Source organism: Catenulispora sp. MAP12-49, from assembly GCF_041262705.1.
GTDB lineage: Bacteria > Actinomycetota > Actinomycetes > Streptomycetales > Catenulisporaceae > Catenulispora.
The window spans coordinates 79,469-106,450 of record NZ_JBGCCP010000018.1; the positions used below are offsets into that span (position 1 = coordinate 79,469).

At 70.3% G+C, this 26,982-nt stretch carries 19 protein-coding genes, 4 tRNA genes and 1 pseudogene; 13 read left to right on the top strand and 11 right to left on the bottom strand.

The window, feature by feature from the left end:
- Positions 1-31 precede the first annotated feature (31 nt).
- Positions 32-487: a MarR family winged helix-turn-helix transcriptional regulator gene (locus ABIA35_RS28965; protein ID WP_370342287.1), complete on the top strand. Its 456-nt coding sequence runs from the start codon at positions 32-34 to the stop codon at positions 485-487.
- A gap of 3 nt (positions 488-490) precedes the next feature.
- Here the strand turns inward: ABIA35_RS28965 and ABIA35_RS28970 are convergent, their stop codons facing one another.
- Entirely contained in the window at positions 491-1,162 is a 672-nt protein-coding gene (locus ABIA35_RS28970; protein WP_370359957.1) for an endonuclease V, read from the bottom strand.
- A 102-nt stretch (positions 1,163-1,264) separates the two neighbouring features.
- Positions 1,265-3,265, bottom strand: coding sequence for a threonine--tRNA ligase (gene thrS / locus ABIA35_RS28975; RefSeq protein WP_370342285.1), 2,001 nt, complete (start codon positions 3,263-3,265; stop codon positions 1,265-1,267).
- Positions 3,266-3,454: 189 nt separating this feature from the next.
- Between thrS and ABIA35_RS28980 the strand changes: the two genes are divergently transcribed.
- From ABIA35_RS28980 to ABIA35_RS28990, 3 genes are all read left to right on the top strand, one after another.
- Entirely contained in the window at positions 3,455-4,762 is a 1,308-nt protein-coding gene (locus ABIA35_RS28980) for a hypothetical protein (protein ID WP_370359958.1), read from the top strand.
- A gap of 136 nt (positions 4,763-4,898) precedes the next feature.
- Positions 4,899-5,912, top strand: coding sequence for a slipin family protein (locus ABIA35_RS28985; protein ID WP_370342283.1), 1,014 nt, complete (start codon positions 4,899-4,901; stop codon positions 5,910-5,912).
- 110 nt (positions 5,913-6,022) lie between these two features.
- Positions 6,023-7,183 carry an acyl-CoA dehydrogenase family protein gene (locus ABIA35_RS28990; RefSeq protein ID WP_370359959.1) on the top strand — a complete coding sequence of 387 codons (1,161 nt, stop codon included), beginning with the start codon at positions 6,023-6,025 and terminating at the stop codon, positions 7,181-7,183.
- Positions 7,184-7,192: 9 nt separating this feature from the next.
- Here the strand turns inward: ABIA35_RS28990 and ABIA35_RS28995 are convergent.
- Positions 7,193-7,511 (bottom strand): annotated as a pseudogene (locus ABIA35_RS28995) (hypothetical protein).
- 259 nt (positions 7,512-7,770) lie between these two features.
- Between ABIA35_RS28995 and ABIA35_RS29000 the strand changes: the two are divergent.
- A complete protein-coding gene (locus ABIA35_RS29000) occupies positions 7,771-8,379 on the top strand; it encodes a hypothetical protein (RefSeq protein ID WP_370359960.1) in 609 nt (202 codons plus the stop codon).
- 81 nt (positions 8,380-8,460) lie between these two features.
- On the opposite strand, the gene ABIA35_RS29005 is transcribed toward ABIA35_RS29000, so the two are convergent.
- From ABIA35_RS29005 to ABIA35_RS29025, 5 genes are all read right to left on the bottom strand, one after another.
- Complete coding sequence (locus ABIA35_RS29005) at positions 8,461-9,588, bottom strand: hypothetical protein (protein WP_370359961.1); 1,128 nt, start codon at positions 9,586-9,588, stop codon at positions 8,461-8,463.
- A gap of 45 nt (positions 9,589-9,633) precedes the next feature.
- Complete coding sequence (locus ABIA35_RS29010; protein ID WP_370359962.1) at positions 9,634-10,959, bottom strand: MDR family MFS transporter; 1,326 nt, start codon at positions 10,957-10,959, stop codon at positions 9,634-9,636.
- A gap of 226 nt (positions 10,960-11,185) precedes the next feature.
- Positions 11,186-11,257, bottom strand: a tRNA-Val gene (locus ABIA35_RS29015).
- A gap of 62 nt (positions 11,258-11,319) precedes the next feature.
- Positions 11,320-11,390: transfer RNA gene (locus ABIA35_RS29020), tRNA-Cys, on the bottom strand.
- 55 nt (positions 11,391-11,445) lie between these two features.
- Positions 11,446-11,518, bottom strand: a tRNA-Gly gene (locus ABIA35_RS29025).
- Between the two features lie 320 nt (positions 11,519-11,838).
- Between ABIA35_RS29025 and ABIA35_RS29030 the strand changes: the two genes are divergently transcribed.
- From ABIA35_RS29030 to ABIA35_RS29040, 3 genes are all read left to right on the top strand, one after another.
- Positions 11,839-12,762: a trypsin-like serine protease gene (locus ABIA35_RS29030; RefSeq protein ID WP_370342278.1), complete on the top strand. Its 924-nt coding sequence runs from the start codon at positions 11,839-11,841 to the stop codon at positions 12,760-12,762.
- 176 nt (positions 12,763-12,938) lie between these two features.
- Positions 12,939-13,976: a chorismate-binding protein gene (locus ABIA35_RS29035; RefSeq protein ID WP_370359963.1), complete on the top strand. Its 1,038-nt coding sequence runs from the start codon at positions 12,939-12,941 to the stop codon at positions 13,974-13,976.
- 16 nt (positions 13,977-13,992) lie between these two features.
- A complete protein-coding gene (locus ABIA35_RS29040; RefSeq protein ID WP_370342276.1) occupies positions 13,993-14,826 on the top strand; it encodes an aminotransferase class IV in 834 nt (277 codons plus the stop codon).
- 136 nt (positions 14,827-14,962) lie between these two features.
- Here ABIA35_RS29040 and ABIA35_RS29045 read toward each other — a convergent pair whose 3' ends face one another.
- Positions 14,963-15,376, bottom strand: coding sequence for an SsgA family sporulation/cell division regulator (locus tag ABIA35_RS29045; RefSeq protein ID WP_012786429.1), 414 nt, complete (start codon positions 15,374-15,376; stop codon positions 14,963-14,965).
- A 420-nt stretch (positions 15,377-15,796) separates the two neighbouring features.
- Here ABIA35_RS29045 and ABIA35_RS29050 point away from each other — a divergent pair.
- Positions 15,797-15,868: transfer RNA gene (locus tag ABIA35_RS29050), tRNA-Val, on the top strand.
- Between the two features lie 89 nt (positions 15,869-15,957).
- Here the strand turns inward: ABIA35_RS29050 and ABIA35_RS29055 are convergent.
- A complete protein-coding gene (locus ABIA35_RS29055; RefSeq protein WP_370359964.1) occupies positions 15,958-16,596 on the bottom strand; it encodes an alpha-ketoglutarate-dependent dioxygenase AlkB in 639 nt (212 codons plus the stop codon).
- Between the two features lie 91 nt (positions 16,597-16,687).
- On the opposite strand from ABIA35_RS29055, the gene ABIA35_RS29060 reads away from it, so the two are divergent.
- A complete protein-coding gene (locus ABIA35_RS29060; protein ID WP_370359965.1) occupies positions 16,688-18,325 on the top strand; it encodes an ABC-F family ATP-binding cassette domain-containing protein in 1,638 nt (545 codons plus the stop codon).
- A 61-nt stretch (positions 18,326-18,386) separates the two neighbouring features.
- Here the strand turns inward: ABIA35_RS29060 and ABIA35_RS29065 are convergent, their stop codons facing one another.
- Complete coding sequence (locus tag ABIA35_RS29065) at positions 18,387-18,992, bottom strand: hypothetical protein (protein WP_370342272.1); 606 nt, start codon at positions 18,990-18,992, stop codon at positions 18,387-18,389.
- Between the two features lie 83 nt (positions 18,993-19,075).
- Between ABIA35_RS29065 and hrpA the strand changes: the two genes are divergently transcribed.
- The 3 genes from hrpA (at position 19,076) to ABIA35_RS29080 (ending at position 26,956) form a co-directional block, all read left to right on the top strand.
- Positions 19,076-23,014: an ATP-dependent RNA helicase HrpA gene (hrpA, locus tag ABIA35_RS29070; protein WP_370342271.1), complete on the top strand. Its 3,939-nt coding sequence runs from the start codon at positions 19,076-19,078 to the stop codon at positions 23,012-23,014.
- 87 nt (positions 23,015-23,101) lie between these two features.
- Entirely contained in the window at positions 23,102-23,947 is an 846-nt protein-coding gene (locus ABIA35_RS29075; protein ID WP_370359966.1) for an SAM-dependent methyltransferase, read from the top strand.
- A gap of 186 nt (positions 23,948-24,133) precedes the next feature.
- Positions 24,134-26,956 (top strand): ATP-binding cassette domain-containing protein, encoded by a 2,823-nt coding sequence (locus tag ABIA35_RS29080; RefSeq protein ID WP_370359967.1) that lies wholly within the window; start codon positions 24,134-24,136, stop codon positions 26,954-26,956.
- The last annotated feature ends 26 nt before the right edge of the window (positions 26,957-26,982 follow it).

Consider the following 26,982-nt stretch of genomic DNA (forward strand, 5'->3'; position numbering starts at 1 on the left):
TGACGATCAGCGAGCGGGTACAGTACTCCGTATGGCCGAACTGCTCACCTCCCGACTCGGCTACCTGCTGAAGCACGCGCAGCTGAACTTCTCGCAGTCCGGGGCCCGCGCCCTGGAGCCGCTGAACATCACCGGCCGCCAGCTCGCCGTGCTGGTCGTCCTCGACGCCGCGGAGCCGCTGTCGCAGCTCGACGCGGCCAAGGAGCTCGGCGTCGACCGCACCACGATGGTCGCGCTGGTCGACGAGCTCGAGGACAAGGGTCTGGTGGAGCGCCGCCGCAGCCCCGATGACCGCCGCAAGAACATCGTCGAGCTCACCGCGCACGGCAAGTCCACGCTCGCCGAGGGCGAGCGCCGCCATCAGGAGACGGAGAAGGCGTTCCTGGCCGGCCTCACGCCGATCGAGGCCGAGCTGTTCGTGCGCATCCTGAAGCAGCTGGCCGCCGACGCCGAAGCGCCGGACGGCCGGCCCGAAGAAGGAAAGTAGAGGCTAGGCCCCGACCAGGGCCCGCCGCGACAGCTGGTCAGCCAGCCGTGTCGTCTCCGGCAGCCGGAATTTGGTCGCCAGCCGCAGCGCCAGCCGCGTGGCGTCGCCCACCGTGATCAGGTGCCCGGGCGAGACGTACACCGGCTTCGTCGAGAGCTGCGTGCGCAGCACCGCCCCGACCACCTCCCCGCCGTGCACCAGGTCCGCGGCCTCGCCGCGCTGGATCCCCGGCTCGGCGGCCCGCCCGACGAACGCCGTCTTCGCCACCCCCAGCGCCGGCTTCCCGGCCAGCACCCCGAGGTGGCACGCGAGCCCGAAGCGCCGCGGGTGCGCGATCCCGTACCCGTCGCAGACCAGCACATCCGGTTCGACCGACAGCCGCCCCAACGCGGTGATCAGCGCCGGCATCTCCCGGAACGCCAGGAGCCCGGACACGTACGGGAACTCGACGTCCATCACGGCCGTGGCCATGTCCTCGACCGCGAGGGTGTCGGCGTCGAGCACCACGACCGCCCCCGCGACCCGCGAGGAGTCGATCGCATAGGCCACGTCCAGCCCCGCGACGTACCGGAACGGCGCCAGCGGCGCGGACACGTCCACGCGCCCGGCCAGCCGTTCCTGCTCCGCCTCGGCGTCCTCCGCCGTCCGCGGCCACTTCTCATGCGTGATCAGCACAGCCCATCCCCCTGTTTCCCCGTCCGCGTCCGGCCGGCTGACCGGGGCCCCCGTTGGTCCCGGTCGGCCGGACGCGCCGACGGCGGCGCCACGGCTCCGTGGTCAGACCCGCTCCCGCACCGCCTTCACGATCTCGGCGACGGCCTCGTCGACCGGCACCCCGTTGTTCTGCTCCCCACTCCGGTACCGGAACGAAACTGCGGCCTTGGCCACATCGTCGTCGCCGGCCAGCAGCATGTAGGGGATCTTCTGCTTCTGCGCGTTGCGGATCTTCTTCTGCATGCGGTCGTCCGAGGCGTCGATCTCGACCCGGATCCCCTCGGCGCGCAGCTTGGCCGCCACCAGCTCCAGGTACGGCACGTGCGTGTCGGTGATCGGGATCCCGACCACCTGCACCGGCGCCAGCCAGGCCGGGAACGCGCCGGCGTAGTGCTCGGTGAGCACCCCGAAGAAGCGCTCGATGGAGCCGAACAGCGCGCGGTGGATCATGATCGGCCGCTGCCGCGACCCGTCGGCGGCCTGGTACTCCAGGTCGAACCGCTGCGGCAGCTGGAAGTCCAGCTGGATGGTCGACATCTGCCAGGTCCGGCCGATGGCGTCGCGCGCCTGCACCGAGATCTTGGGGCCGTAGAACGCCGCGCCGCCCGGGTCCATGACCAGTTCCAAGTCCTCGCCCTCGGCGACCTCGCGCAGCGTGTCCGTGGCGAGTTCCCACTCCTCGTCGCTACCGACGTACTTCACCGGGTCCTTGGTGGACAGCTCCAGGTAGAAGTCGTTCAGACCGTAGTCGCGCAGCAGGTCCAGGACGAACCGCAGCAGGCTGACGAGCTCGTCGCGCATCTGCTCGCGGGTGCAGTAGATGTGCGCGTCGTCCTGCGTGAGTCCGCGGACCCGGGTCAGTCCGTGCACCACACCGGACTTCTCATAGCGGTACACGGTGCCGAATTCGAACAGCCGCAGCGGCAGGTCGCGGTAGGACTTCCCGCGCGCCCGGTAGATCAGGTTGTGCATCGGGCAGTTCATCGGCTTCAGGTAGTACTCCTGCTTGCCGTGTCCCTCGTCCAGCACCATGGGCGGGAACATCCCGTCCTTGTACCAGTCGAGGTGGCCCGAGATCTCGTACAGGTTTCCCTTAGTGATGTGCGGCGTGTTGACGAACTCGTACCCGGCTTCTTCGTGCCGCTTACGGGAGTAGTCCTCCATGACCCGACGGATGGTGCCGCCCTTGGGGTGGAAGACCGGCAGACCGCTACCGAGCTCGTCCGGGAAGGAGAACAGGTCCAGCTCCGCACCGATCTTGCGGTGGTCGCGCTTCTCGGCCTCGGCCAGGAACTCCAGGTGCGCCTTGAGCGCGTCCCGGGACTCCCAGGCGGTTCCGTAGATGCGCTGCAGCTGCGGGTTCTTCTCGCTGCCGCGCCAGTAGGCGGCCGCCGAGCGCATCAGCTTGAAGGCCGGGATGAACCGGGTCGTGGGCACGTGCGGGCCCCGGCACAGGTCCTTCCAGCACAGGTCGCCGGTCTTGGCGTCCAGGTTGTCGTAGATGGTCAGCTCGCCGGCGCCGACCTCGACGTCCACGCCCTCGCCGGCGTCGTCGGAGGAGGCCTTGCCCTTGAGCCCGATCAGCTCCAGCTTGTAGGGCTCGTCGGCGAGTTCCTTGCGGGCGTCCTCATCGGCGACCGGGCGCCGGGAGAACAGCTGCCCCTGCTTGATGATCGCCTGCATCCGGCTCTCGAGGGCCTTCAGGTCCTCGGGCGTGAACGGGCGCTCCACGTCGAAGTCGTAGTAGAAGCCGTTGCGGATCGGCGGGCCGATGCCGAGCTTGGCCTCCGGGAACGCCTGCTGCACGGCCTGCGCCAGCACGTGCGCGGTGGAGTGGCGGATGATCGCCCGGCCGTCCTCGGAGTCGGCGGGGACCGGCTCGACCAGGTCATCGGCCTTGGCCAGGGTGGCGAGGTCGACCAGGCGGGTCCCGGCCGCGTCGGTCAGGCGGGCGGCGACAACCGAGCGGTCTCCCCCGAACAGGTCCGCCAGCGTCGTGCCGACCGTGACCGTCCGCTCGTCCCGGCTGGGGCCGTCGGCGATCGTCACTGCGAAGTCGGACACTGGGCGCTCCTTCAAAGGGGTCAACTGGCTTGGCCAACAAGCCGAACAGGAGAAAACTTTACCGACCGCCGTGGGTACTTCGCGCGACAGTAGTACCGGAGCGGTCCCGGGCCCCGTTGGAACGCCCTGTTGAATCAATGTTCTACGTGCTGTCGCCATCCATTCACGAACGGTGCCTACGGTGGCGATGTGGGGAGGACAACTGAACGTAAGACACCGAGCAGGCTCCAGCTGTGGACCGGATCCATCATGGTCCTCGCGGCTGCGGCGCTGATCACGGGGACGGTGGCAGTAGCGGACACGCAGCACGGCGTGAACCGCGTCGGGCGGGAGACCGCGCCGCTGGCGCAGTCCGCCTCCGACCTGTACTTCGCGCTCAGCGACCTGGACTCGCAGACCGCGCGCCAGATCCTGACCATCGGGGACAGTGATCTGGACACCGAGCAGGGCGACGCCCAGGCCACCGTGAACAGCCGGGTCGCCGAGATCGACGCGGACCTGCGCCAGGCCATCGGGGGCACGTCCGACCCGGCGGTCCAGGGCCAGTTCCAGACCATGCTGGACAAGGTCACGCTCTACCACGACCTGTCCGCCACCGCGCTGTCGCTGGACCAGCTCTCGACAAACGCCGCCAAGGGGCACCCGGACCCCGTCGCGCTGGCCTACTACAGCCGCGCCACCGACGTCATGCACTTCGACCTGCTGCCGGTCGCGGCCCAGATCCGCGACTCCTACGCGCACCAGCTGACCGACTCGGCCAAGAGCGAGAACGACTCGTGGTCCCTGGACACGATCCTGGTGGTCGTGACCACGCTACTGCTGCTCGCGGCCTTGATCGTCTTCCAGGTGAGGCTGTCCCGCATGTTCCACCGGACGCTGAACCCGTTCCTGGCCCTGGCCACCGTCGCCACGGCGGTCTTCCTGGTGTCCGGCCTGAGCATGACCGCGCAGCAGAGCGACCGCCTGAAGAGCGCCGTCGACCAGCACATGGACCCCTACCTCGGCATCCAGCACGCCCGCGCGGTCTCCTTCGACGCGGTCGGCGCCATGGTCCGCTACACCGTCGCGCCGAACTTCGGCTACGACCGCGGCTACACCGCAGACGTGGCCGCGCTGAACGGCACCGCCGGCGCCCCGGGACTGCTCAGCAGCGGCCTCACCGACACCGACCAGGCGCTTTCCCGACGCGCCGGCACCGATTGGGCATCGGTCCAACGCGACGCGGGTAAAATCAAGAGCGAGGCCGACGGCGGCGACGTGGACTCCGCGCTCACCGAGGCGACCGGCATCGCCGGAGGTCAGCTGGGTCAGGACTTCTACGCCCTGGACACCCACCTCGGCCAGGCCGCGGACACGCAACTGCGAGCCTTCCAGGCCACCATGAGCGACGCGCAGTCGGGTGCCTCGGGCTGGGGCGCGGTGCCGGCGGTGCTGTTCGGCGCGGTGATGGCGCTGACCCTGGCGGGAGTCTGGCGGCGGCTCGCCGAATACCGCTGACACGCCGATCTGCGACACCGACAATCTGCCGCGCCGGGAAGATCCCGGTTACCATAAGAATTCGTATACAGATCGAGGAGGGTGCGAACGCCGGTCGGCGGGCACCGACACCGCGTCCTTTCGTGGAAGGACCGCCATGATCACTGCGCTCGTGAGTGCCCTCATCGCCGCCGCGGCGGCGGGAGCGGCAGCCTTCGGTGCCTCGCTGCGCACCGTGAAACAGTACGAGCGGGGCATCGTCTTCCGCTTCGGCCGGGTCCTGGACAACGTCCGGCAGCCGGGCCTGACCCGGATCATCCCCGGCGTGGACCGGCTGCGCACGGTCAACATGCAGGTCGTGACCATGCCGGTGCCGGCCCAGGAGGGCATCACCCGGGACAACGTCACGGTGCGGGTGGACGCGGTCGTCTACTTCCGGGTCGTCGACCCGGCCCGCGCGCTCATCTACGTGCAGGACTACAAGTACGCCGTGTCGCTGGTCGCCCAGACCTCGCTGCGCTCGATCATCGGCAAGAGCCTGCTCGACGACCTGCTGTCCAACCGCGAGCCGCTGAACCAGGGCATGGAGCTGATGCTCGAGACCCCGGCGACCGGCTGGGGCGTGGAGATCGACCGGGTCGAGATCAAGGACGTGGCGCTGCCGGAGTCGATGAAGCGCTCGATGGCCCGCCAGGCCGAGGCCGACCGCGAACGCCGGGCCCGCATCATCACCGCCGACGGTGAGTACCAGGCCTCCAGCAAGCTCTCCGACGCCGCCCGGATCATGGCCGAGACCCCGGCGGCCCTGCAACTGCGGCTGCTGCAGACGATCGTCGAGGTCGCCGCGGAGAAGAACTCGACGCTGGTCCTGCCGTTCCCGGTCGAGCTGCTGCGCTTCCTGGAAAGCGCCGGCGGCGCGGCTCCCGCCCAGGCGGTGAAGGCCGCCCAGAAGGCGGTCGACGCGCTGACCTCGGACCAGCCCGAGCCGGTGGAGACCGGGTCGGAGTCGATCGCGATCGAGGGCGGAGAGTCCGAAGACGCCGCCCCCGCTGAGCAGACTCCCACCGCGGATCCGGCTACCGACATGGAGCCCCCGGCCGACGCCATCGCCAGGCCGTTGACCGAGCCGCTGGTCGAGGCACCGCACTGGAAGGATGTGCCGGACTCTTAAGAGCCCGGCAGCGCTGAGCCCGGAGCTCTCTCCAAGCCCGGGCCCGGTCGTCGCCAAAAAACAAACATGCAGGATTGTTTTTGGTTTCCCGGCCTGGCAGGCTGGCGGACATGAGCTTCGTGGAGCCCGAGGAGCGCGTGGCGCTCCGCCAGGCGGTGCGCGACCTGGCCAAGCGGTACGGACCGGACTACGTGCGCAAGCAGGCCAAGGCCGGCTTGAAGTCGACCGAGCTGTGGGACGAGGTGGGCCGGGCCGGCTATCTCGGGGTGAACCTGCCGGCCGAGTACGGCGGCGGAGGCGGCGGCATGGCCGACCTGGCGGCGGTCGGCGAGGAACTGGCCCGGGCCGGCTGCCCGCTGCTGCTGATCGTGGTGTCCCCGGCCATCTGCGGCACCATCATCAGCCGCTTCGGGACCGAGGAGCAGAAGCGCAAGTGGCTGCCCGGGATCTCCGACGGCTCGTTCAAGATGGCCTTCGGCATCACCGAGCCGGACGCCGGCTCCAACTCGCACAAGATCACCACCACGGTACGCCGCGACGGCGACGAGTGGATCCTGTCAGGACAGAAGGTCTTCATCTCCGGCGTCGACGAATCCGACGCGGTCCTGGTGGTGTCCCGCACCAAGGACGCCGCCACCGGCGACCTGAAGCCGGCCCTCATGGTGGTCCCCACCGACGCCCCCGGCTTCACCAAGACCATGATCGAGATGGAGATCGCCGGCCCGGAGAAGCAGTTCCAGCTCTTCTTCGACGACGTCCGCCTGCCCGCCGACGCCCTGATCGGCGACGAGGACGCAGGCCTGCTCCAGCTGTTCGCGGGCCTGAACCCGGAGCGCATCATGGCCGCGGCCTTCGCGATCGGCACCGCCAAGTACGCCCTGGACAAGGCCGCCGACTACGCGAAGACCCGCACAGTCTGGCGCGATCGCCCCATCGGCACCCACCAGGGCGTGGCGCACCCGCTGGCCCAGGCCGCGATCCACGTCGAACTGGCCAAGGTGATGACGCAGAAGGCCGCCTGGCTCTACGACAGCGGCGACGACTTGAGCGCCGGCGAGGCCGCGAACATGGCGAAGTTCGCCGCGGCCGACGCCGCGGTGGAGGCCGTCGACCAGGCCATCCAGACCCACGGCGGCAACGGCCTGGCCACCGAGTACGGCCTCGCGCCCCTGCTCGTGGCGACCCGGGTGACACGGATCGCACCGGTCAGCCGGGAGATGATCCTGAACTTCGTCGCGCAGCACACGCTGGGACTGCCGAAGTCGTACTAAGGGCGCGTTTCAGAAGTCAGCTGACGGCTTGGCGCCGTTGCGAGCGGCCATCCAGATGGTGACGTCCTTTGGCGATGCGGCCGATGTCGTTCTGGATGGTCAGCTCGTGCTCGCGGTGGCGAACGTCGCGCAGTTCGACCTCATAGCCGCCCTCGTCCAGCAGCGATACCGATACGTACCAGGCCGGGCCGTCGGCATCGGGCTGGATGACGACGAATGTGTTGTCGGCGTGGTTCAGGTCGCCGACCATCATGAACAGCGCGTCTTCAGACGGGTCGTCGATGCCGTCGCCGTTCTCGGCATCCGCGCGGTAGTACGAAGCGGGCATCGACTCCCCCGAGGTTCTGGCAATCCGGTCGCGACCAGCATTCCAGGTCGCGACCGGAGATCACAGCCCGTCACCGCCACCGGCAACAACGGCTCCAACACCGCCCACTGCGCATCACTCAAGTCCCCTCGTGCTAGGCCGCAGGACCCGAATACCAGCGCCCTTTCTCGTAACAGAATGACAGAAACCTCCCACAGTCGGCAATGTCCGATTACAGTGGATTCGAGCACGAAAGTTCGAATCCACCGGGAGGGATCTCATGTCCGCCATCAGCAACCTGCCGCACCCCCGCACCACGTTCCCGGGCCCGGCCGCGGTACCTGACCTCACCGAACGCGTCGACGACCTCGACGCCCTGATCTGGGCCGCGGCCCGGGCCACCGACGACCCGCAGCTGGCCGTCGTCCGGGCCCGGGAGGTCGCCGAGTCCGTCTTCATAGGGCTCGTCCTGACCATCGGCTCCGGGGCGCACCGGCTCAACTGCTCGGTGCCGACGCCGTCCGGCCCCGTCACCGCGGGCGAGGATCTGCGGCTGGACATCGCCACGGAGATCCCGGCGGTCGGCCTGCCGGCCTCCGGCGCCGAGCGCGAGCTGTGCGAGCTGTTCGCGCTGGCGCACGTCAGCGGCGCCGATGCGACGCTGATCCTGCGCTCGCGTCCGCTCCTGGAGCCGGACGCCGGCTCCGGAGCCCCCGGATACGTGGTGCGGGGCTGGCGCATGGCCGGCGGCACGACCACGCCGATCGACGCCGCCGGGATGTTCGCGTTCTGTTGTTCCGAGGCCAGCAGCGGCGAGCCGCTGCCCCTGGACCCCAGCACCCGCTACGTCGACGCCCAGGCGCTGGTCACGCCACCGGGGCCGGGCTGAGAGCCGCTCACCTCGTCCGGCGCGTCAGGAGCTTGTTCCCCTCGGCCGCGGCGGGCGCATGAGAGCACCGCGTCCGCCGACTCAGTGAGCCGTGGTGAGCCAGTCGGAACGGTAGGCCGACCAGTCGGCCGGGGTCGCGGCGAAGTCGACGTACAGCGCGACGCCGAACGGCCGCGCCGGCGGATGCGCACCGAGCCCCAGGCGGATGCCGTCCAGTGCCGCGGGCATGGTCTCGGCGTCGACCCAGTGGCCCGGATCGTGGGTGTGGAAGGCCGGGACCCCCATCAGCAACTGGACGTTCGAGGGCACCGCGCTCAGAGCCACCTGTGTCTGCCGGGCGACGTAGCCCCGGTAGGCCCACGCCGTGGGCAGTGAGGTGTCGTAGGCCATGACCGCCACCTGGTCGCAGTCCACCGCGACCCGGCGGAGGTAGTCCTGGGACCACCACTTCGGATGCCCGGCCAGGAGGTCGCCGGGGAGCCGGAAGCCGGTCATCGGTTCCACCTGGGGCACCGACACCGAGAGCAGCGCGTGGTGGGACGCGGTGACGGCGTGCGCCGCGCCCACCACGTCGAGGAAGCCGGAGTCGCCGTCGGCCACCGGCTCGAAGTCGAAGTGGACGCCGTCGAAGCCGCGGTCCAGCGCGGCGCCCACGCCCGCCACTATCCGGCCTCTGGTGGCGGCGTCGTCCAAGTGCAGGCTCGTCCCGCCGACGACCTGCCCGAGCCAGGCCTGGACCCGCACCCCGGGGAGCTCCCGGTGGACGGCGTCGATGAACCACTCGGCCTTCGGGCTGCGCGCCGGGTTCAGCGAGCCGTCCATCTCGAAGGGGCCGTCGTGCACGAACAGATCCTTGATACCTGAAGAGCGAACCTGGTCCACCAGGGCCTGCAGGTCGGCGTCGGTCTTGGGCGCCCCGGCGCTGCCGGGCTGCCACCCGACCCAGGCGTGGCCCAGCCACAGGGCGTCGTCGCCGGTGCTGTGCGCGGCGGCCGGGGGCGTGCCGGCGCCTTCCACGAACAGCGCCGCGCCGGTGACCCCGACCAGTGTCCCCAGCAGGGTGCACAGCGCCACCAGCGCTGCCAGCGTCCTGCGCGACCAGCGCGGCAGGCGCCGGTACCAGGCCACGGGCCGCTTCAGCGGATCGCGCCGCCGGGGCTCCGGTATCGGATCGGGCTCGACCGCGCGCTCAACCGCCGACTCAACCAAAGGGGCGCCCTTTCCGGCGGGCTTCCGGCGCCGTCGCCGCCCCGCCTATGTGCACACCGGCTCCGACCCCAGTCCGGTCAATTCAGCCGACAACCCAGACGACGCGACAACCACCGACACCGGTTCCCAGCGCGCCTCGGCCGCACGCAGCGCGGCCACCCGCACCGTCGAGCGCCGATCGAGCAGCAGCCACGCCGGCACGCCGACCGCACCGAGCAGCAGGCTCGCCCACAGCACCGCCGAGGCCCCGACCGCGCTCAACGCCCACCCGCCCACCAGCGGCCCGACAATCCCGGCGACGCTCCAGGCCAGCGTCGACATGCCCTGATACCGCCCGCGCATGTGCGCCGGCGCCAGGTCGGCACCCAGCGCCATCTGCGGCGGCGTGTTCCCGATCTCCGCGATCGTCCACACCACCACCGAGGCCGCGTAGACCCCCATGGGATGCCCCACCGCCGAGATCAGCAGCGGCACCGCGAACCCGGCTCCCATCAGGAACGACGAGGCGGCCAGCACCGAGCCGTGCGTGTAGCGGCGCATCCAGGACGTCATCGGAAGCTGCAGGACCCCGATGAGGATGCCGTTGAGCGCCGCGACGGCACCATAGGCACCGGGTCCCAGGCCGTCCTGGCCCATCATGATCGGCTGCACCGTCTGCGCCTGCGAGTAGATGACAGCCCCGACCAGCACCGCTCCCAGGAACCCCAGGAAGACCCGGTCCCGCAGCACATCGGCCAGCCTGCCGACCCGCTCGGACGCCACATCTCCGGTACTCCCCGAATGGTCCCCAGCACCGGGCCCGACGACCGGCCGCGTCTCCGGCACCGTGAAGAAGACGACGACCGCGCACCCCACGTTCGCCAGCGCATCGCCCATGAACAGCAGCGAATATCCGTGCGAGGCCACAGCACCGGCCGACAGCATCGCCACGGCGAACCCCAGGTTGATCGCCCAGTAGTTGAGCGCGTAGGCCCGCCCCCGATCCGCCGACGGCACGATGTCCGCGATGATCGCCCCGGTAGCCGGCCGCGTCGCGTTGTTGGCCAACCCGGCCAGGAACGCCAGCACCGCGATCAGCCACACCGCATGCACCGACCCGAGCGCCACCAACGTCACCGCCGACGCCACCAGCGCCCCCAGCAACGTGCCCCGCCGCCCCACCCGGTCAGCCAGCACACCCCCCACCACCGCCGAAACCGCGGCCCCCACCGCGTTCAACGCCGCGACAAACCCCGCGAACGCCGCCGAGTGCCCCAACGACCGCGTCAGGTAGTACGACAGAAACGGCGCGACAAACGCCCCCGTCCGCGCCACCAAGGTACTGACCCACACCCACCAGAAAACGCGCGGCAGCCCCCCGACATCCAGCACACGCAGCACCCTCGCCCGCACAGCCCACCCCAGTCCACACCGCCGACCCGCAACCCGCCATGCGCCCGGTAATCACCGCCACGCCCCGCGAGACGTTACCGACGCGGTCTGACAAGCGCACCGACTTTTCGGCGGAGGACGACTCCCCAGAATCCGGCCAGCCAACAGAATCCAGCCAGCCAACGACAAAGGGCCCGGATCCGTAGATCCGAGCCCTTTGCACAAGTGGGCGATACTGGGATTGAACCAGTGACCTCTTCCGTGTCAGGGAAGCGCTCTCCCGCTGAGCTAATCGCCCGTGCTGTATTACATTGTCCTGCTCACTGCTGGCCTTGCGGTCCTGCTACCTGCCGTCGTGCGAGGTGGTGACGGGATTTGAACCCGTGTAGACGGCTTTGCAGGCCGTTGCCTCGCCTCTCGGCCACACCACCGTGGGAGTGGGCTCGATCAGGCGTGGAACACGGTACCCGACCAGCCTTCCAACCGAGCGGATGACGAGACTCGAACTCGCGACCCTCACCTTGGCAAGGTGATGCTCTACCAACTGAGCCACATCCGCATGTGCTTCCGGGGCGTTAGCTCGGTTTCCCTTGCTGCGCCCCCTGGCGACACCAAGAACTGTAGCGGATAGGGGCGGGGATCCAAAAACCATTCCCCTCAGGGGTCACAGGGTGGGGTTGAAATCACTGTGAAGCGGGGCAGAACGGTGTCCATGGTCTCACTGCGCGATCATGCCGATACACTGAGTCGCCATTCGTTCGGGTGGTTCGGCGGTGGTGGACCACCGTGGTGCTGGTCGGCGCGGCGACGATGGTGCGGGCCGGTCGGCGGGTCGGCGGTCGGTTCGGGTTTCGGGTGTGGACGGGAAGAGGTACGGGGATGGCTCGGCTGAGGCGGCGGGTCGCACGGATGGCGGCGTGGGGCGCCGGCGGGGTGCTGACGGTGGCCGGGGTGGCTGCGGCCACGGCTCTGGGAGCGCCGGCGTCGCCCGTGGCGGCCACGCTGCGGCCGATTCCTCGGATCGTCGGGGGCGCGGCGGCACCGGAAGGTGCGTATCCGTTCATGGCGGCTTTGCAGCAGTGGGTCGGCAACGGTTACCTCACCATCTGCGGCGGGACGCTCATCGCGCCGGACGAGGTGCTGACCGCGGCGCACTGCGTGGATCAGTGGTCGGTCGGGCAGACGGCCGGAGACGGGGAGGCCAAGGAACGCATCATCGTGGGGCGGACTGTGCTCAGCGGCAGTGACGGCGCGATCCGGGTGCCGCAGGCCATCCGCGTCGACGCGTCCTGGGATTCGGCCACCGAGGTCGACGACGCCGCGATGGTGCAGCTGGACTCGCCGATCGCCGGCGTCGTCCCGCCGACCATGCCGACCTCCGGCAACCAGGCCTACGAGCAGCCCGGGATCCCGGCGCGGGCCATCGGCTGGGGCAGCACCCAGCCGCAGGGACCGGCCGACGTCGGCGGCGGCGTCTACCCGGACGAGCTGCGCCAGGTGGACCTCCCGCTGGTCGGCGACAGTCCCTGCCAGAGCGTGTTCGACGGCGTCCGCAATCCCGCGCTCTACCCGCAGGAGATGCTCTGCGCCGGCGGCGACGGCCGGCACGACGCCTGCACCGGCGACAGCGGCGGTCCGCTGCTGAGCCCGCTGCCCGGCGGCACCTGGGAGCTGATCGGCGTCACCAGTTGGGGCAACGGCTGCGCGGTGCCGGGCACGCCCGGCGTGTTCACGCGTTTGTCGGCGCCGGACATCCACTCCTTCGTGGCGAGCGCGGGCGGGGCGGGCGACTTCGGCCCGTGACGGTCGGCCGAGGCCGGGACGAGCGGGAAGATCGGGCAGGACGATCAGGCAGGAAGATCGGGCGGGAAGATCGGGCGGGAAGATCGGGCGGGAGTTCAGCCAGGAGGATCGGCAGGACGACCAGGCCGGAAGCGGCCCGGTCACCGGCCGGAAGACCATCGGGGAGACAATGAGATGTGCCCTCCCGCCCGACCCCCATATCCGGCCCCGAGCCTGTGGCCCACTTCGCCGGCCGGCTCGCGACCGGGCTGCGCGACGTCACCTCGGACCTGACCGCCCTGGACTCCGGCGGCTTCTGGGCCGTCGTGGGCACCTACGAGGGCGACTGGACGCTGGCGCGCTTCGACGACGTCCGGGAGGCTCCGCTCCCGCCGCCGGCGGTGCCCTGGACCGGCCCCGACCGCGGCGCGTGGGTCTCCTCCATGGACCAGGGCGCCTATGTCGGCGCCGTCAAGGCCATCCGCGACGAGATCGCCGCCGGCGAGGTCTACCAGGTGAACCTGTGCCGGGTCCTGTCCGCGCCGATCGATCCGCGGGCCGAACCCCTCGCCCTGGCGGCGCGGCTGCGCAGCGGGAATCCCGCTCCGTACGCCGGCTTGGTGGACGTCCCCGGGACCCGCGTGGTGACCGCCTCCCCCGAGCTCTTCCTCCGTCGTGAGGGCCGCACCGTCACCTCGGAGCCCATCAAGGGAACCGCCCGGACCGCCGCGGAGTTCCTGCCGAAGGACACCGCCGAGAACATCATGATCGTCGACCTGGTCCGCAACGACCTGGCCCGGGTCGCCGAGATCGGCTCCGTGGAGGTGCCCGCGCTGCTGCGCGTCGAGTCGCACCCCGGGCTCGTGCACCTGGTCTCGACCGTGACCGCCGAGCTCGCCGCCGACGCCGGCTGGCCGGAGCTGATGGCGGCGACCTTCCCGGCCGGGTCCATCACCGGGGCCCCCAAGAGCAGTGCCCTGCGCATCATCGACGAGTTGGAGAACGCCCCGCGCGGCCCGTACTGCGGTGCCGTCGGTTGGGTGGACGCCGACCGTGGCATAGGGGAGCTGGCCGTGGGCATCCGGACGTTCTGGTGGCACGGCGACCGGCTGTGCTTCGGGACCGGGGCCGGCATCACGTGGGGGTCGGACCCGCAGGGAGAATGGGACGAGACCGAGCTCAAGGCCGCGCGGCTGCTGGCGGTCGCGTCAGGTCCGCAGCCGTCCGGGCAGTGAAGGAGACTTGGGAGCCATGAGCACTGACAAAGTCTGGGTCGGCTCCGGCCTGGTCGACGCCACCACCCCGCACATCTCGGTCTTCGACCACGGCTTCACCGTCGGCGACGGGGTGTTCGAGGCGGTCAAGGCGGTCGGCGGCCGGCCGTTCGCACTGACCAGACACCTGGCACGGCTGGCCCGTTCGGCGGACGGTCTCGGGCTGCCCCCGGTGGACGTCGACGCGGTCCGGCACGCGGTGACCGAGACGCTGCTCGCCAACGACGTGCCGCCGCTGGCCCGGATCCGGATCACCTACTCGGCGGGGCTGGCGCCGCTCGGCTCCGAACGCGGCGACCAGGGGCCCACCCTGGTGGTCGCCATCGGCGCGAGCCGGGCGCGCGCCGACACCACGGCGATCGCGACCGTGCCCTGGCCCCGCAACGAGCGCGGAGCCCTGGCGGGCATCAAGACGACCTCCTACGCCGAGAACGCCAAAGCGCTGGCCCACGCACAGCGCGCCGGCGCCACCGAGGCGATCTTCGCCGACACGACCGGCCGGCTGTGCGAGGGCACCGGAAGCAACATCTTCGTGGTCCGCGACGGCCGCATCATGACCCCGACCCTGGACACCGGCTGCCTGGCCGGCATCACCCGCGCCCTGGTGCTGAGCTGGGTGCCCGCCGAGGAGACCGACCTGCCGATCGAGGCGCTGCTGGACGCCGACGAGATCTTCCTGACCTCGACCCTGCGCGACGTGCAGGGCGTGCACCGCGTGGACGGCCGCGAGGTGCCCGCGCCGGGCCCGCTCACCAAGGCCGCCATGGCCGTGTTCGCCGAGAACGCCGCCGAGGACCACGACCCGCTGTAGCAATTCCTGCTTTCCTGTCCCCGCTTCCCGGTTCCCCAGGAACCCCACGAGACCCGGCCGAAGGAAACGCAACGCCCCCGCCGATGGTGATCGCATCGACGGGGGCGGGTCGGTTCTTGCTTGGGGGGCGTGCGCCTCAGTTGTCGGCGAACAGGTGCACGAGCTCGGCGTCCAGGTCGTAGAAGCGGTGCTCCAGCCCGGGCGGGACGGCGGTGTTGGTGCGCTTGAGGAAGGACTCCAGGGCCCGCGCGGGGGCCTCCAGGAGCGCCTCTCCTTCGGGCGAGCTGAGCGCGAGACACACGATCGCTTGCCCGCGGCTGCGCGAGGGCCACACCCGCACGTCGCCGGTGCCGGTGGGGCGGCGGAGCCCCTCGGCCAGCAACTCCCGGGCGAAGACCCAGTCCACGGTGTCCTGCCCGCCGGTGTGGAACGTGGCGTGCACGGCGTAAGGGTCGGCGGTGTCGTAGCGCAGGCCCGCGGGGACCGGCAGCGAGGAGTCGCCGGAGATGACGAGACGCAGCTGCAGCTCACAGGTGACCGATGAGCTCATGGCGGTCGGCCTTTCGCTAGGAGTGCGCCGAGGCGGGCGGTCCCGAACTCAGCGGTTCACACCCCCGCGTTCCAAGTGGTCCGCGTCGAGGGGCGCGAAGGAGGAATGCCACGGTCCGGTGGTCGGTAAACCCGTGTGCCCGGTATACGGCGATGTGCGTAGGCCATCAGGTCGAGGACAAGACCTTGACGTGCACGACAGGCGCCCCGGCGACGTGAGGCGCAATCCCCCGAATCGGGACAGAACACACCGTATACCACCAGTGACACAGTGTGACGAATTCCACGCTTTCCGGCGGGTCGCCGACCCTTACCCGGAATGCCACACCCGGCGAGGAAAGGGGTGCGCGCGGCACCGTTCGGATGCGGTAAGGTTACGGACGTCGGAACGGGCCCAGAGGGGCGCGCGACGGCCAGGCAAGGGCGATTAGCTCAGCGGGAGAGCACTGCCTTCACACGGCAGGGGTCACTGGTTCGATCCCAGTATCGCCCACTCGAAAGTGGACCGCCATCTCAACGGAGATGGCGGTTTTCTCGTCTTTCCGCAGGATCATCGGGCCCTGCGCGTCATCGCGCCCCGTGTCACCGGACTCCGCGCGGGCGGAACTGAACACTGATCCGCGGGCCCAACGGCCGCGCCGATTTCGGCACCGCGTGCTCCCAGGTCCGCTGGCAGCTGCCGCCCATCACGAGCAGGTCGCCGTGGCCGATTTCGTAGCGCAGGGTCGGGGCGCCGCCGGCGCGGGGTCGCAGGGCCAGCGTGCGGGGCGTCCCGAGGGACAGGATCGCGACCATCGTGTCCTCCGACGAGCCGCGGCCGATGGTGTCGCCGTGCCAGGCCACGCTGTCGCGGCCGTCGCGGTACAGGCACAGGCCGGCGGAGGTGAAGGGTTCGCCGAGCTCGGGGCCGTAGTGGCCGTCGAGGGTCTCGCGCGCCTCGGTGAGCAGCGGGTCCGGCAGGGGTTCGCCGTCGCCGTAGAAGCACAGCAGGCGGGGGACGTCGACCACACGCTCGTACATCATCCTGCGTTCGGCACGCCAGGGGACGACGTCCATGAGGCGCCCGAACAGTTCGTCGGCGCCGGAGACCCAGCCGCGGCGCAGATCCACCCAGGCGCCGTCGGTCAGTGTCGCGCGCTCCACCGTCGGGCCGAGCGCGCCCACGGTCTGGGGCGTGTCGACGTCGAGGAGGGAGCCTTGGAACCAGGCGTCGTCGAACATGTGTGCAATTCTAAGCGAAGCCGCTGACCGGGCCGCTATCGTCGAGACCCACACCACCTCAACGTCAAGAGCACCACAGGAGTCACGCCGTATGAGCGCCACGCTCGTCGCCAAGGAACTCACCGCCGGCCACGGCGACCGCGCCCTGTTCTCCGGCCTGGACCTCGTGGTCTCCCCCGGGGACGTGGTCGGCCTGGTCGGGGTGAACGGCGCCGGCAAGTCCACGCTGCTGCGCCTGCTCGCCGGGCTGGACAAGCCCGAGGACGGCAGCGTCCGGATCAGTCCTCCCGGCGCCACGATCGGCCACCTGCCGCAGGAGCCCGAGCGCCGGCCGCAGGAGACGGTCCGGCAGTTCCTGGGCCGCCGCACCGGCGTGAGCGCCGCGCAGGAGGCCCTGGACGCCGCGACGGCCGGCCTCGTCGACGGCACCCCCGGCGCCGACGACGCGTACTCCGAGGGCCTGGAGCGCTGGCTGAACCTGGGCGGCGCGGACCTCGACGAGCGCGCCGAGGCGGTGGCCGCGGACCTCGGGCTGGCCGTGGACCTGGACCAGACCATGACCTCGCTGTCCGGCGGGCAGGCCGCGCGCGCGGGGCTGGCCTCGCTGCTGCTGAGCCGCTACGACGTCTTCCTGCTCGACGAGCCGACCAACGACCTGGACCTGGACGGTCTGGAGCGGCTGGAGCGCTTCGTCTCCGAGCTGCGCGCGCCGGTGGTCCTGATCAGCCACGACCGCGAGTTCCTGGCGCGCACCGTGAACCGCGTCGTCGAGCTCGATCTCGCGCAGCAGCTGACCCGGCAGATCGGCGGCGGCTACGAGGACTTCCTGCGCGAGCGGGAGGTCGAGCGCCAGCACGCGCGCGACGAGTACGAGGACTACGCCGACACGAAGGCGGGTCTGGAAGCGCGCGCACACATGCAGCGCAACTGGCTGGAGAAGGGCGTCAAGAACGCTCTGAACAAGCGGCCGGACAACGACAAGATGCTCGCCAAGGCGCGGGCGGAGGGAACCGAGAAGCAGGCGGCGAAGGCCCGCCAGACCGAGCGGCGCATCGAGCGCCTGGAGGTCGTGGAGGAGCCGCGCAAGGAGTGGGAGCTGCGGATGACGATCGCCGCCGCGCCCCGCTCCGGTTCGGTGGTGGCGACGCTGCGGGAGGCCGTGGTCAGCCGCGGCGAGTTCACGCTGGGCCCGGTGAGCCTGCAGATCGACTGGGCCGAGAAGGTGGCGATCACCGGGGCCAACGGCTCGGGCAAGACGACGCTGCTGGCGGCGCTGCTCGGCCGGCTCCCGCTGGACGAGGGCACCGCCTCCCTGGGCTCGGGCGTGGTGGTCGGCGAGGTCGACCAGGCGCGCGGGCTGTTCCTGGGCGAGCAGGCACTGCTGCGGGCCTTCGAGGCGCAGGTGCCCGAGATGGAGCCGGCCGACGTCCGCACGCTGCTGGCGAAGTTCGGCCTGAAGGCCGAACACGTGCTGCGCTCGGCGGCGACCCTGTCCCCCGGCGAGCGGACCCGGGCGGCGCTCGCGCTGCTGCAGGCCAGGGGCGTGAACCTGCTCGTCCTGGACGAGCCGACGAACCACCTGGACCTGGCCGCGATCGAGCAGCTGGAGTCGGCGCTGGCGAACTACCCGGGGACGCTGCTGCTGGTCACGCACGACCGGCGGATGCTGGAGGCGGTGCAGACGACGCGGCGGCTGAGTGTGGACGGCGGGAAGGTCACCGAGATCTGAGGCTTTCTAAGATCTGAGGCTCTCCAAGATCTGGGGGCTCCCTAAGGAGCCCTCCACGGGGCTACAGCGATCGCTGTCCCTCGGCGAAGAACGCCGCTACTTCCTCGATCGTCGCCGCCAGCGGCCGTGCCGCCCCGAAGGGTGCGTTCCAGAACGGTCCGGTGCGCGGCTTGGACGGCCCGACGTACATGTAGGGCTCGTCGAGGAATGTGTCGCCGAGAGAAACGCCGTAGTTGACCTCATCCATGGTGATGGCGACGTCGAAGTGCTCCGGCCACAGCACCGGGGTCTGGTCCGGCGCGAAACGGCGCAGGGCCTGGTCGCCACGGTCGAGCGCGTCGAGGAGGATCCGGGCGGTGTCGGGGTCCAGGACCGGGCGGTCCGAAGGCCGCTCGCCGGAGCCTTCGGCGTACAGCCCCTCCGGGGCGCCGGCGACCACACCCAGACGGGAGCCGATTTCGGCGTAGGTGGCGCCGCGCAGCTCCACCGAGGTGTCGTGGGTCCGCACCTTCTGGTGGTCCATGCGCAGATCAGGTGCCGTTATCGTGGCGATCGCACCAGGCAGGACCCGGAGCCTGATCGTGCCGTGCTGACGGTACTGGGGCCCGGCGAGCAGCAGCTCGGCTATGCCGTGCAGGGAGGCCCTGGTCGTCTGGTCGGAACCCATCATGTGCTCCCATCCGCCGGCGGCGTGGCCCCGGCGATAACCAGAAGAAGTAAAGCCTGCCGCCACCCTATCCTTGAACTGCCATGGACTCTCAGCTCAAGACGGCTCCGCTCGCCGAGCTCACCGCTCGCCTCGCGGAGCTTACGCCGCATGACCGGCGTCGCCTGTCACGCCGCATCGACGGTGCCCGCCGTATCCGCAATCCGCAGGCGCTGCAGGCCGTCGCGGCGGAGATCGAAGCCGAGATCCAGGCCGCCTCGGGCCGGGCGCAGGCCCGGCGGGCCAGCATCCCGGAGATCACCTATCCGGAGAACCTGCCGGTCAGCGCGCGCAAGGACGACATCGCCGCGGCGATCCGGGACCACCAGGTCGTGGTGATCGCCGGCGAGACCGGCTCGGGCAAGACCACCCAGATCCCGAAGATCTGCCTGGAGCTGGGCCGGGGCGTCGCCGGGCTGATCGGGCACACGCAGCCGCGCCGGCTGGCCGCCCGCACCGTGGCCGAGCGCATCGCCGAGGAGCTGGGGCAGTCGCTGGGCGAGTCCGTCGGCTACAAGGTCCGCTTCACCGACCACTCCAGCGACAACACGCTGGTCAAGCTGATGACCGACGGCATCCTGCTGGCCGAGATCCAGCAGGACCGCACGCTGAGCCGCTACGACACGATCATCATCGACGAGGCGCACGAGCGGTCGCTGAACATCGACTTCCTGCTCGGCTATCTCAAGAACCTGCTGCCGCGCCGCCCCGACCTGAAGCTGATCATCACCTCGGCGACCATCGACCCGGAGCGGTTCGCGCGGCACTTCGCCGACAAGGACGGCAAGGACGCGCCGATCGTCGAGGTCTCCGGGCGTACCTATCCGGTAGAGGTCCGTTATAGGCCGCTCCTCCTGGACGAACCCGGCGCCGACGGCGATGCGGAGGCCGCGGACCGCGACCAGATCCAGGCCATCAGCGACGCCGTCGACGAACTCGGCCGGGAGGGCCACGGCGACATACTCGTGTTCCTCTCCGGGGAGCGCGAGATCCGCGATACGGCGGACGCTCTTAAGAAGCGCAACCTCCGCACCACGGAGATCGTCCCCCTCTACGCGCGCCTGACCACCGCCGAGCAGCACAAGGTCTTCGAGCCCCACGCCGGCCGCCGCGTGGTCCTGGCCACCAACGTCGCCGAGACCAGTCTCACCGTCCCGGGCATCCGCTATGTGATCGACCCGGGTACCGCGCGCATCTCCCGCTACAGCAACCGCACCAAGGTGCAGCGCCTGCCGATCGAGCCGGTGTCGCAGGCCTCGGCGAACCAGCGCAAGGGCCGCTGCGGCCGGACCAGCGACGGCATCTGCATCCGGCTGTACTCCGAGGACGACTTCCTGTCCCGCCCGGAGTTCACCGAGCCGGAGATCCTGCGCACCTCCCTGGCGTCCGTCATCCTGCAGATGAGCGCGCTGGGCCTGGGCGACGTCGCGGCGTTCCCCTTCCTGGACCCGCCGGACGCCCGCAACATCCGCGACGGCGTGAACCTGCTCCACGAACTCGGCGCCCTGGACCCCGAGGAGCAGGACCTTCGCAAGCGCCTGACGCCGGTCGGCCGCAAGCTCGCGCAGCTCCCGGTGGACCCGAAGCTCGGCCGCATGGTCCTGGAGGCGGACCGCAACGGCGCGCTGAAGGAGATCATGATCATCGCCGCCGCGCTGTCCATCCAGGACCCGCGCGAGCGCCCCGCGGACAAGCAGCAGGCGGCCGCGGAGAAGCACGCCCGCTTCAAGGAGCAGGGCTCGGACTTCCTGGCGTGGCTGAAGCTGTGGGACTACATCAAGGAGAAACAGAAGGAGCTCTCCTCGAACCAGTTCCGCAAGCTCTGTAAAGCGGAGTTCCTGCATTACCTGCGCATCCGCGAGTGGCAGGACGTGCACAGCCAGCTCAAGCAGATCGCCAAACAGCTGGAGCTCACCCCGAACAGCACCGAGGCCGGTCCCGACCAGATCCACATCAGTCTGCTCAGCGGACTGCTGTCGCACATCGGCCTGAAGGACACGGAGTCCTTCGAGTACATCGGCGCACGCAATGCGAAGTTCGCCATCTCCCCCGGGTCGGTCCTCTTCAAGAAGTCGCCGCAGTGGGTCATGGCGGCCGAGCTCGTGGAGACGACCCGCTTGTGGGGGCGCGTGGTCGCCACCATCAAGCCGGAATGGGCTGAGCCTCTGGCGCAGCACTTGGTGAAGCACACGTATAGCGAACCCCACTGGGAGAAGTCCGCGGGCGCCGTCATGGCGTTCGAGAAGGTAACGCTTTACGGAATCCCGATTGTCGCCTCGCGCAAGGTGAACTACGGCCGCGTCGACCCCGAGGTGTCGCGCGAGCTGTTCATCCGCCACGCACTCGTCGAGGGCGACTGGCAGACCCATCACAAGTTCTTCTCCGAGAACCGCAAGCTGCTCGCCGAGGTCGAGGAACTGGAGAACCGCGCGCGCCGCCGCGACATCCTGGTCGACGACGAGACGCTGTTCGACTTCTACGACGACCGGGTACCGGCCGACGTGGTGTCCGCGCGGCACTTCGACTCCTGGTGGAAGAAGACCAGCCGGGAGCAGCCGGACCTGCTGAGCTTCGAGAAGTCGATGCTCATCAACGACGGCGCCGGCGCCGTGGTGGAGCTGGACTACCCGGACTCCTGGCGGCAGAACCGGATGAAGTTCCGGCTGACCTACCAGTTCGAGCCGGGCGCGGACGCCGACGGCGTCACGGTGCACCTCCCACTGGCGGTCCTCAACCAGGTCTCCCCCGACGGCTTCGACTGGCTGATCCCGGGTCTGCGCGAGGAACTGCTCACCGCGCTGATCAAGTCGATGCCCAAGGCGCTGCGGGTGAACTTCGTGCCGGCGCCGAACTTCGCCAGGGCGCTGCGCCAGAGCCTGGTGCCGAACTCCGACCCGCTGGTGGACGCCATCGCCCGCGAGCTGCGCGCGGTCTCCGGGCACCGGGTCGAGCCCGCGGACTTCGACCTGGACCGGGTCCCGGACCATCTGAAGATGACCTTCCGCGTCGTCGACGACAAGGGCCGCAAGCTCGCCGAGGGCAAGGACCTGGAGGCGCTGAAGCTCAAGCTGAAGGTCAAGACCCGCGACGTCATCAACGACGCCGCCGACGGCCTGGCCCGCGAGGGCCTGAAGACCTGGAGCGTCGGCACGCTGACCCGGACCTTCGAGCAGAAGCGGCGCGGGCTGACCATGAAGGCCTACCCGGCGCTGGCCGACGCCGGCGACAGCGTGGCGGTACGGCTCTACGACACGGCGGAGGACCAGCGCCGGGCCATGGCCGCCGGCACCCGCCGGATGCTGCTGCTGAACGTCAACTCGCCGATCAAGTACATCAACGGCCGGCTGAGCAATCCGGCGAAGCTGGCGCTGAGCCACAACCCCTACGGCAACGCCCTGGCGCTGCTGGAGGACTGTGTCGCGTGCGCGGCGGACCACCTGATCGCCCGGAACGGCGGTCCGGCCTGGGACGAGGCGGGCTACCAGAAGCTGTTCGACGCGGTGCGCGCCGACCTGGCCGACACCTCGATGCAGGTGGTGCAGACCGTCGAGCGGGTCCTGTCGGTCTGGCACGAGGTGGAGCGCAAGCTCAAGGCCACCACCAGCCGCTCCCTGCTGACCGCCCTGGCCGACATCCGCGACCAGCTCAGCGGGCTGATCCACAAGGGCTTCGTCGCCGAGACCGGCTTCGACCAGCTGCCGCAGCTGGTCCGCTACCTGCGGGCCGTGGACCGGCGGCTGGACAAGCTCCCGGACAACCCGAACCAGGACCAGCTGCTGATGTTCCAGATCCACGACGTCCGCGACGAGTACCAGCTGCTGCTGGACCGGCTGCCGGCCGGCCGGCGCGCGGACGCGGACGTGCGGCGCGTCCGCTGGATGATCGAGGAGCTGCGGGTCAGCCTGTTCGCCCAACAGCTCGGGACCCCGGAGACGGTGTCGGCCAAACGGATCTATCGGACGATCGACGCGATCGAGGGCTGACAAGGGGCCGGCCTGCACCGGCGGGGCTCAACGGCATCATCCATTCGGCGTATCAGGACTCGTGCGGCGACGGTAGGATCCAGCCCTATGAGCCCTGCCGCCGGGACCCCATGGTCCGACCCCGTCGCCGCCCCGTCCAGCGACGGCGGGGCCGACCCCGCAAGCCGGATAGACACCTCCAAGCCGCACACGGCGCGGATCTACGACTACTGGATCGGCGGCAAGCAGAACTTCCCGGCCGATCGCGAGGTCGCGGAGAAGGTGGCCGAGGCGATGCCGGCGGTGCCGATGATCGCGCGGGCGAACCGGGCGTTCCTGGGACGTGCCGTGCGGTACGCGGCGCAGCAGGGGGTGAAGCAGTTCCTGGACATCGGCGCCGGGCTGCCGGCCGCCGGGAACACCCACGAGGTGGCGCAGTCCGTGCATCCGGACGCCTCGGTGGTCTACGTCGACAACGACCCGCTGGTCACCGTGCACGGCCGGGCCCTGCTGGCGGACGAGGACCGGACCCGCGTCTTCGAAGGCGACCTGCGGGACCCGAAGGCGATCCTGACGCATCCCGACGTCACCGCGCTCATCGACTTCGAGAAGCCGGTCGCGCTGCTGCTGGTCGCGGTGCTGCACTTCTTCCCGGACGCCGACGACCCGGCCGGCGTGATCGCCGCCCTGACCGAGAACCTGGTACCGGGCAGCCACCTGGTCATCTCGCACGCGGGCTCCGACCTGCTGCCCAGGGACCAGGACAAACTGCAGATCTACCAGAGGGCCGCCGAGGGTGCGGCCCGCGACCACGCGCGGATCACCACCTTCTTCGAGGGCTTCGACCTGATCGACCCCGGCCTGGTGCGGGTGCCGTTGTGGCAGCCGACCGAGGAGCTGCCCGCCGATGTCGACGAGTACTGGATGTACGGCGGTGTCGGCCGGAAGCGGTGATAACCCCTAACAGGGTTCGGGGCTTTACGTGAACTTGCTGTCCCGACTGTCCCGGAACGCCCCGCCCTGGGACCCCGGGACAAACCGGGTACGGGGTGGAGACCCGCGACATCGCGCATGTCACGGCCCTTCCACGGTTCCGGATCCGCGTTGCAGCCCGGGGTGCCGAGCCGAAATGATGGCTGCGTGTCCCAGCAACCGGAACAGGCCGCACCGCTGACCCTGCAGATCCTTCCCGACGGGAACGAGCGGGTCTTCGACGGAACCCGCCGGGTCGTCATCGGCCGCGACCCCAACCAGGCCGACGTGATCGTCGCCGAGCCGCGGGCGTCCCGGGTCCACGCGACGCTGTACCTCCAGGGCGGTGCGTGGGTCCTGGAGGACGCCTCGAGCCAGGGCACGTTCGTGCAGAACACCCGCCTGACCCAGCCGATGGCGCTGCCGGGCCCGGTGGTGGTGCGGCTCGGACACCCCGTGGACGGGCAGGAGGTGCGCCTGGTGCCCGGGGCGCTGCGGCCCAATCTGCCGCCGCCCGGACAGGCGGGGCAGGCAGGGCAGCCCGGGCCGGCAGGACCGCCGGGACAGGCAGGACAGCCCGTGCAGCCCGTGCAGCCAGTGCAGCCCCAGCAGGCAGGACAGCCGGGTCAGCCCGGTCCGGCCGGACAGCATGGATACCAGCACGCCGGTCCCCCGCCGCAGCAGGGTTTCCCGGGGCAGCCGTTCCCCGGTCCGCGGGGCCAGCAGGTTCAGCAGGGCCAGCAGGCACCGCCCTCGCACCAGGGACACTCCGGACAGCAGGCGCCTCAGGGCTCTGGCTCTCCGATGGGCGCCCCCGCCCCCGTGGGCACCGCCCCCAACGGCGGCCCGCCCATGCGCGGCGCCACCATCATCAACCCCCACGTCCCGCACCAGCCGTGGGCCCAGCAGCCGGGCGCCGTCGCGCAGGCCGCGCCGTATGTGCCCCAGCAGAGCCCGGGACAGCAGCCGCAGCAGCCGCGCCTCGGTGAGTACACCGGCGTCTACCAGACGTCCAACACCCTGCGAATAGGCCGCGACGCCGCCAACGACATCGTCCTGCACGACCTGCAGGCCTCGCGCTTCCACGCCGAGCTGCAGTTCCGCGGCGGCCGCTTCGAGATCGTCGACAAGGGCAGCCACAACGGCACCTACCTGAACGGCATGCGCGTCAACCGGGCCGAGGTGCGCGAGGGCGCGATCATCGCGATCGCCCGGCACCTGCTGCGCTTCCACAACGGTGTGCTCCAGGAGTTCGTCGACACCGGCGGGATCACCTTCTCCGCCGCGAACCTCGGCGTGCTGGCCGGACCGAAGGTCCTGCTGGACAACGTGAGCTTCGCCCTGGAGGGCGGCGACTTCCTCGCGGTGCTCGGTCCGACCGGCGCCGGCAAGTCCACACTGATGAAGGCCCTGACAGGGAACCGTCCCGCGGACCGCGGCGCAGTCTTCTATAACGGACGCGACCTCTATGCGAACTACGCAGAGCTCCGCAACCGCGTCGGCTACGTCCCGCAGGACGACATCCTGCACCCGCAGCTGAAGGTCCGCGACGCTCTGCGCTACGCCGCGCAACTGCGCTTCCCGCCGGACGTCGCGGCCCACGAGCGCAACGCCCGCGTCGACGAGGTCATGGCCGAGCTCGGCCTGAGCGAGCGCGCGGACCTGGCGGTGGAGAAGCTCTCCGGCGGCCAGCGCAAGCGCACCTCGGTCGCCATCGAGCTGCTGACCCGGCCCAGCCTGCTGATCCTGGACGAGCCGACCTCCGGCCTGGACCCGGGGTATGAGAAGTCGGTGATGGACCTGCTGCGCAAGCTCGCCGACGGCGGCCGCACGGTCATCACCGTGACGCACAGCATCCAGAGTCTGGACCGCTGCGACCGCATCCTGTTCCTGGCGCCGGGCGGGCAGACCGCGTTCTTCGGACCGCCGCCGGAGACACTGCAGTTCTTCAGCAGGAGCACCTACGCGGAGGTCTTCCAGGACCTGGACCGCGCCGCACCCGGCTTCGCCCAGCACGCCTTCGCCGGCTCCCCAGCGGACCAGCAATACGTGCAGGGCCCGCTGGGCGCGCAGCTGAACAAGGTCAACGGTGCGGCCACCGCACAGCAGGCCGCGACCCCGGCGGCGAACCCGCACTGGGGCCACCAGCTCGCCACCCTGTTCAAGCGGTTCAGCTCCGTGGTGTGGGCCGACAAGCGCAACACCGCGATGCTGTTCATGCAGGCGCCGATCCTCGGCCTGCTGATGCTCGCGGTACTGGGCTCCAACGACTTGTCCGCGCAGGACCCGGTCGCCGCCCGCAAGGCCGGCTCGGTGCTGCTGGCGCTGGTGCTCGGCGCGACGTACCTCGGCGCCTCCAACTCGATCCGCGAGATCGTGAAGGAGAGACCGATCCTCGCCCGGGAGAGAGCGATCGGGCTTTCACCATCGGCATATGTGCTGTCGAAGGTGATCCTGCTGGGCATGCTGACGATCGCGCAGGCGGCGGTCCTGGTGTTCCTGGGCATCGTGCGCCAAGGCGGCCCGGGCCACGGCTCGGTGATGTCCTCCGGCCAGTTCGAACTCTTCGTCGACGTGGCCCTGGCCGGCCTGGCGGCGATGGCCCTGGGCCTGCTGATCTCCGCGTTCGTGTCGAACGGCGACAAGGCGCTGACCATCCTGCCGGTCATCCTGTTCGCCGAGTTCCTGTTCACGGGTTCGGCGTTCCCGGTCAACAAGACCCCGGGTCTGGAGCAGGCGAGCTATCTGGCGTCGGCGAAGTGGGGCTACTCGGCCGCCGCCTCCACGGCGGACGCGGACGTACTGCTCGGGACCGGCTGCAACGACACCTCGCAGCGCGGTCCGCTGCCCGGCGCCAAGTGCGACGCGACACAGGCCCACAAGTCCGGCACCTGGTCCGGCGACATCGCGGCGCTCGGCGCGCTCACCATGGTGTGCGTCGCGGGGGCGTGGCTGGCGATCCGTCCGGTGGGGCAGCCCAAGCGGAAGTAGCGCTGCGGCGATGTGGTGCCGAAACG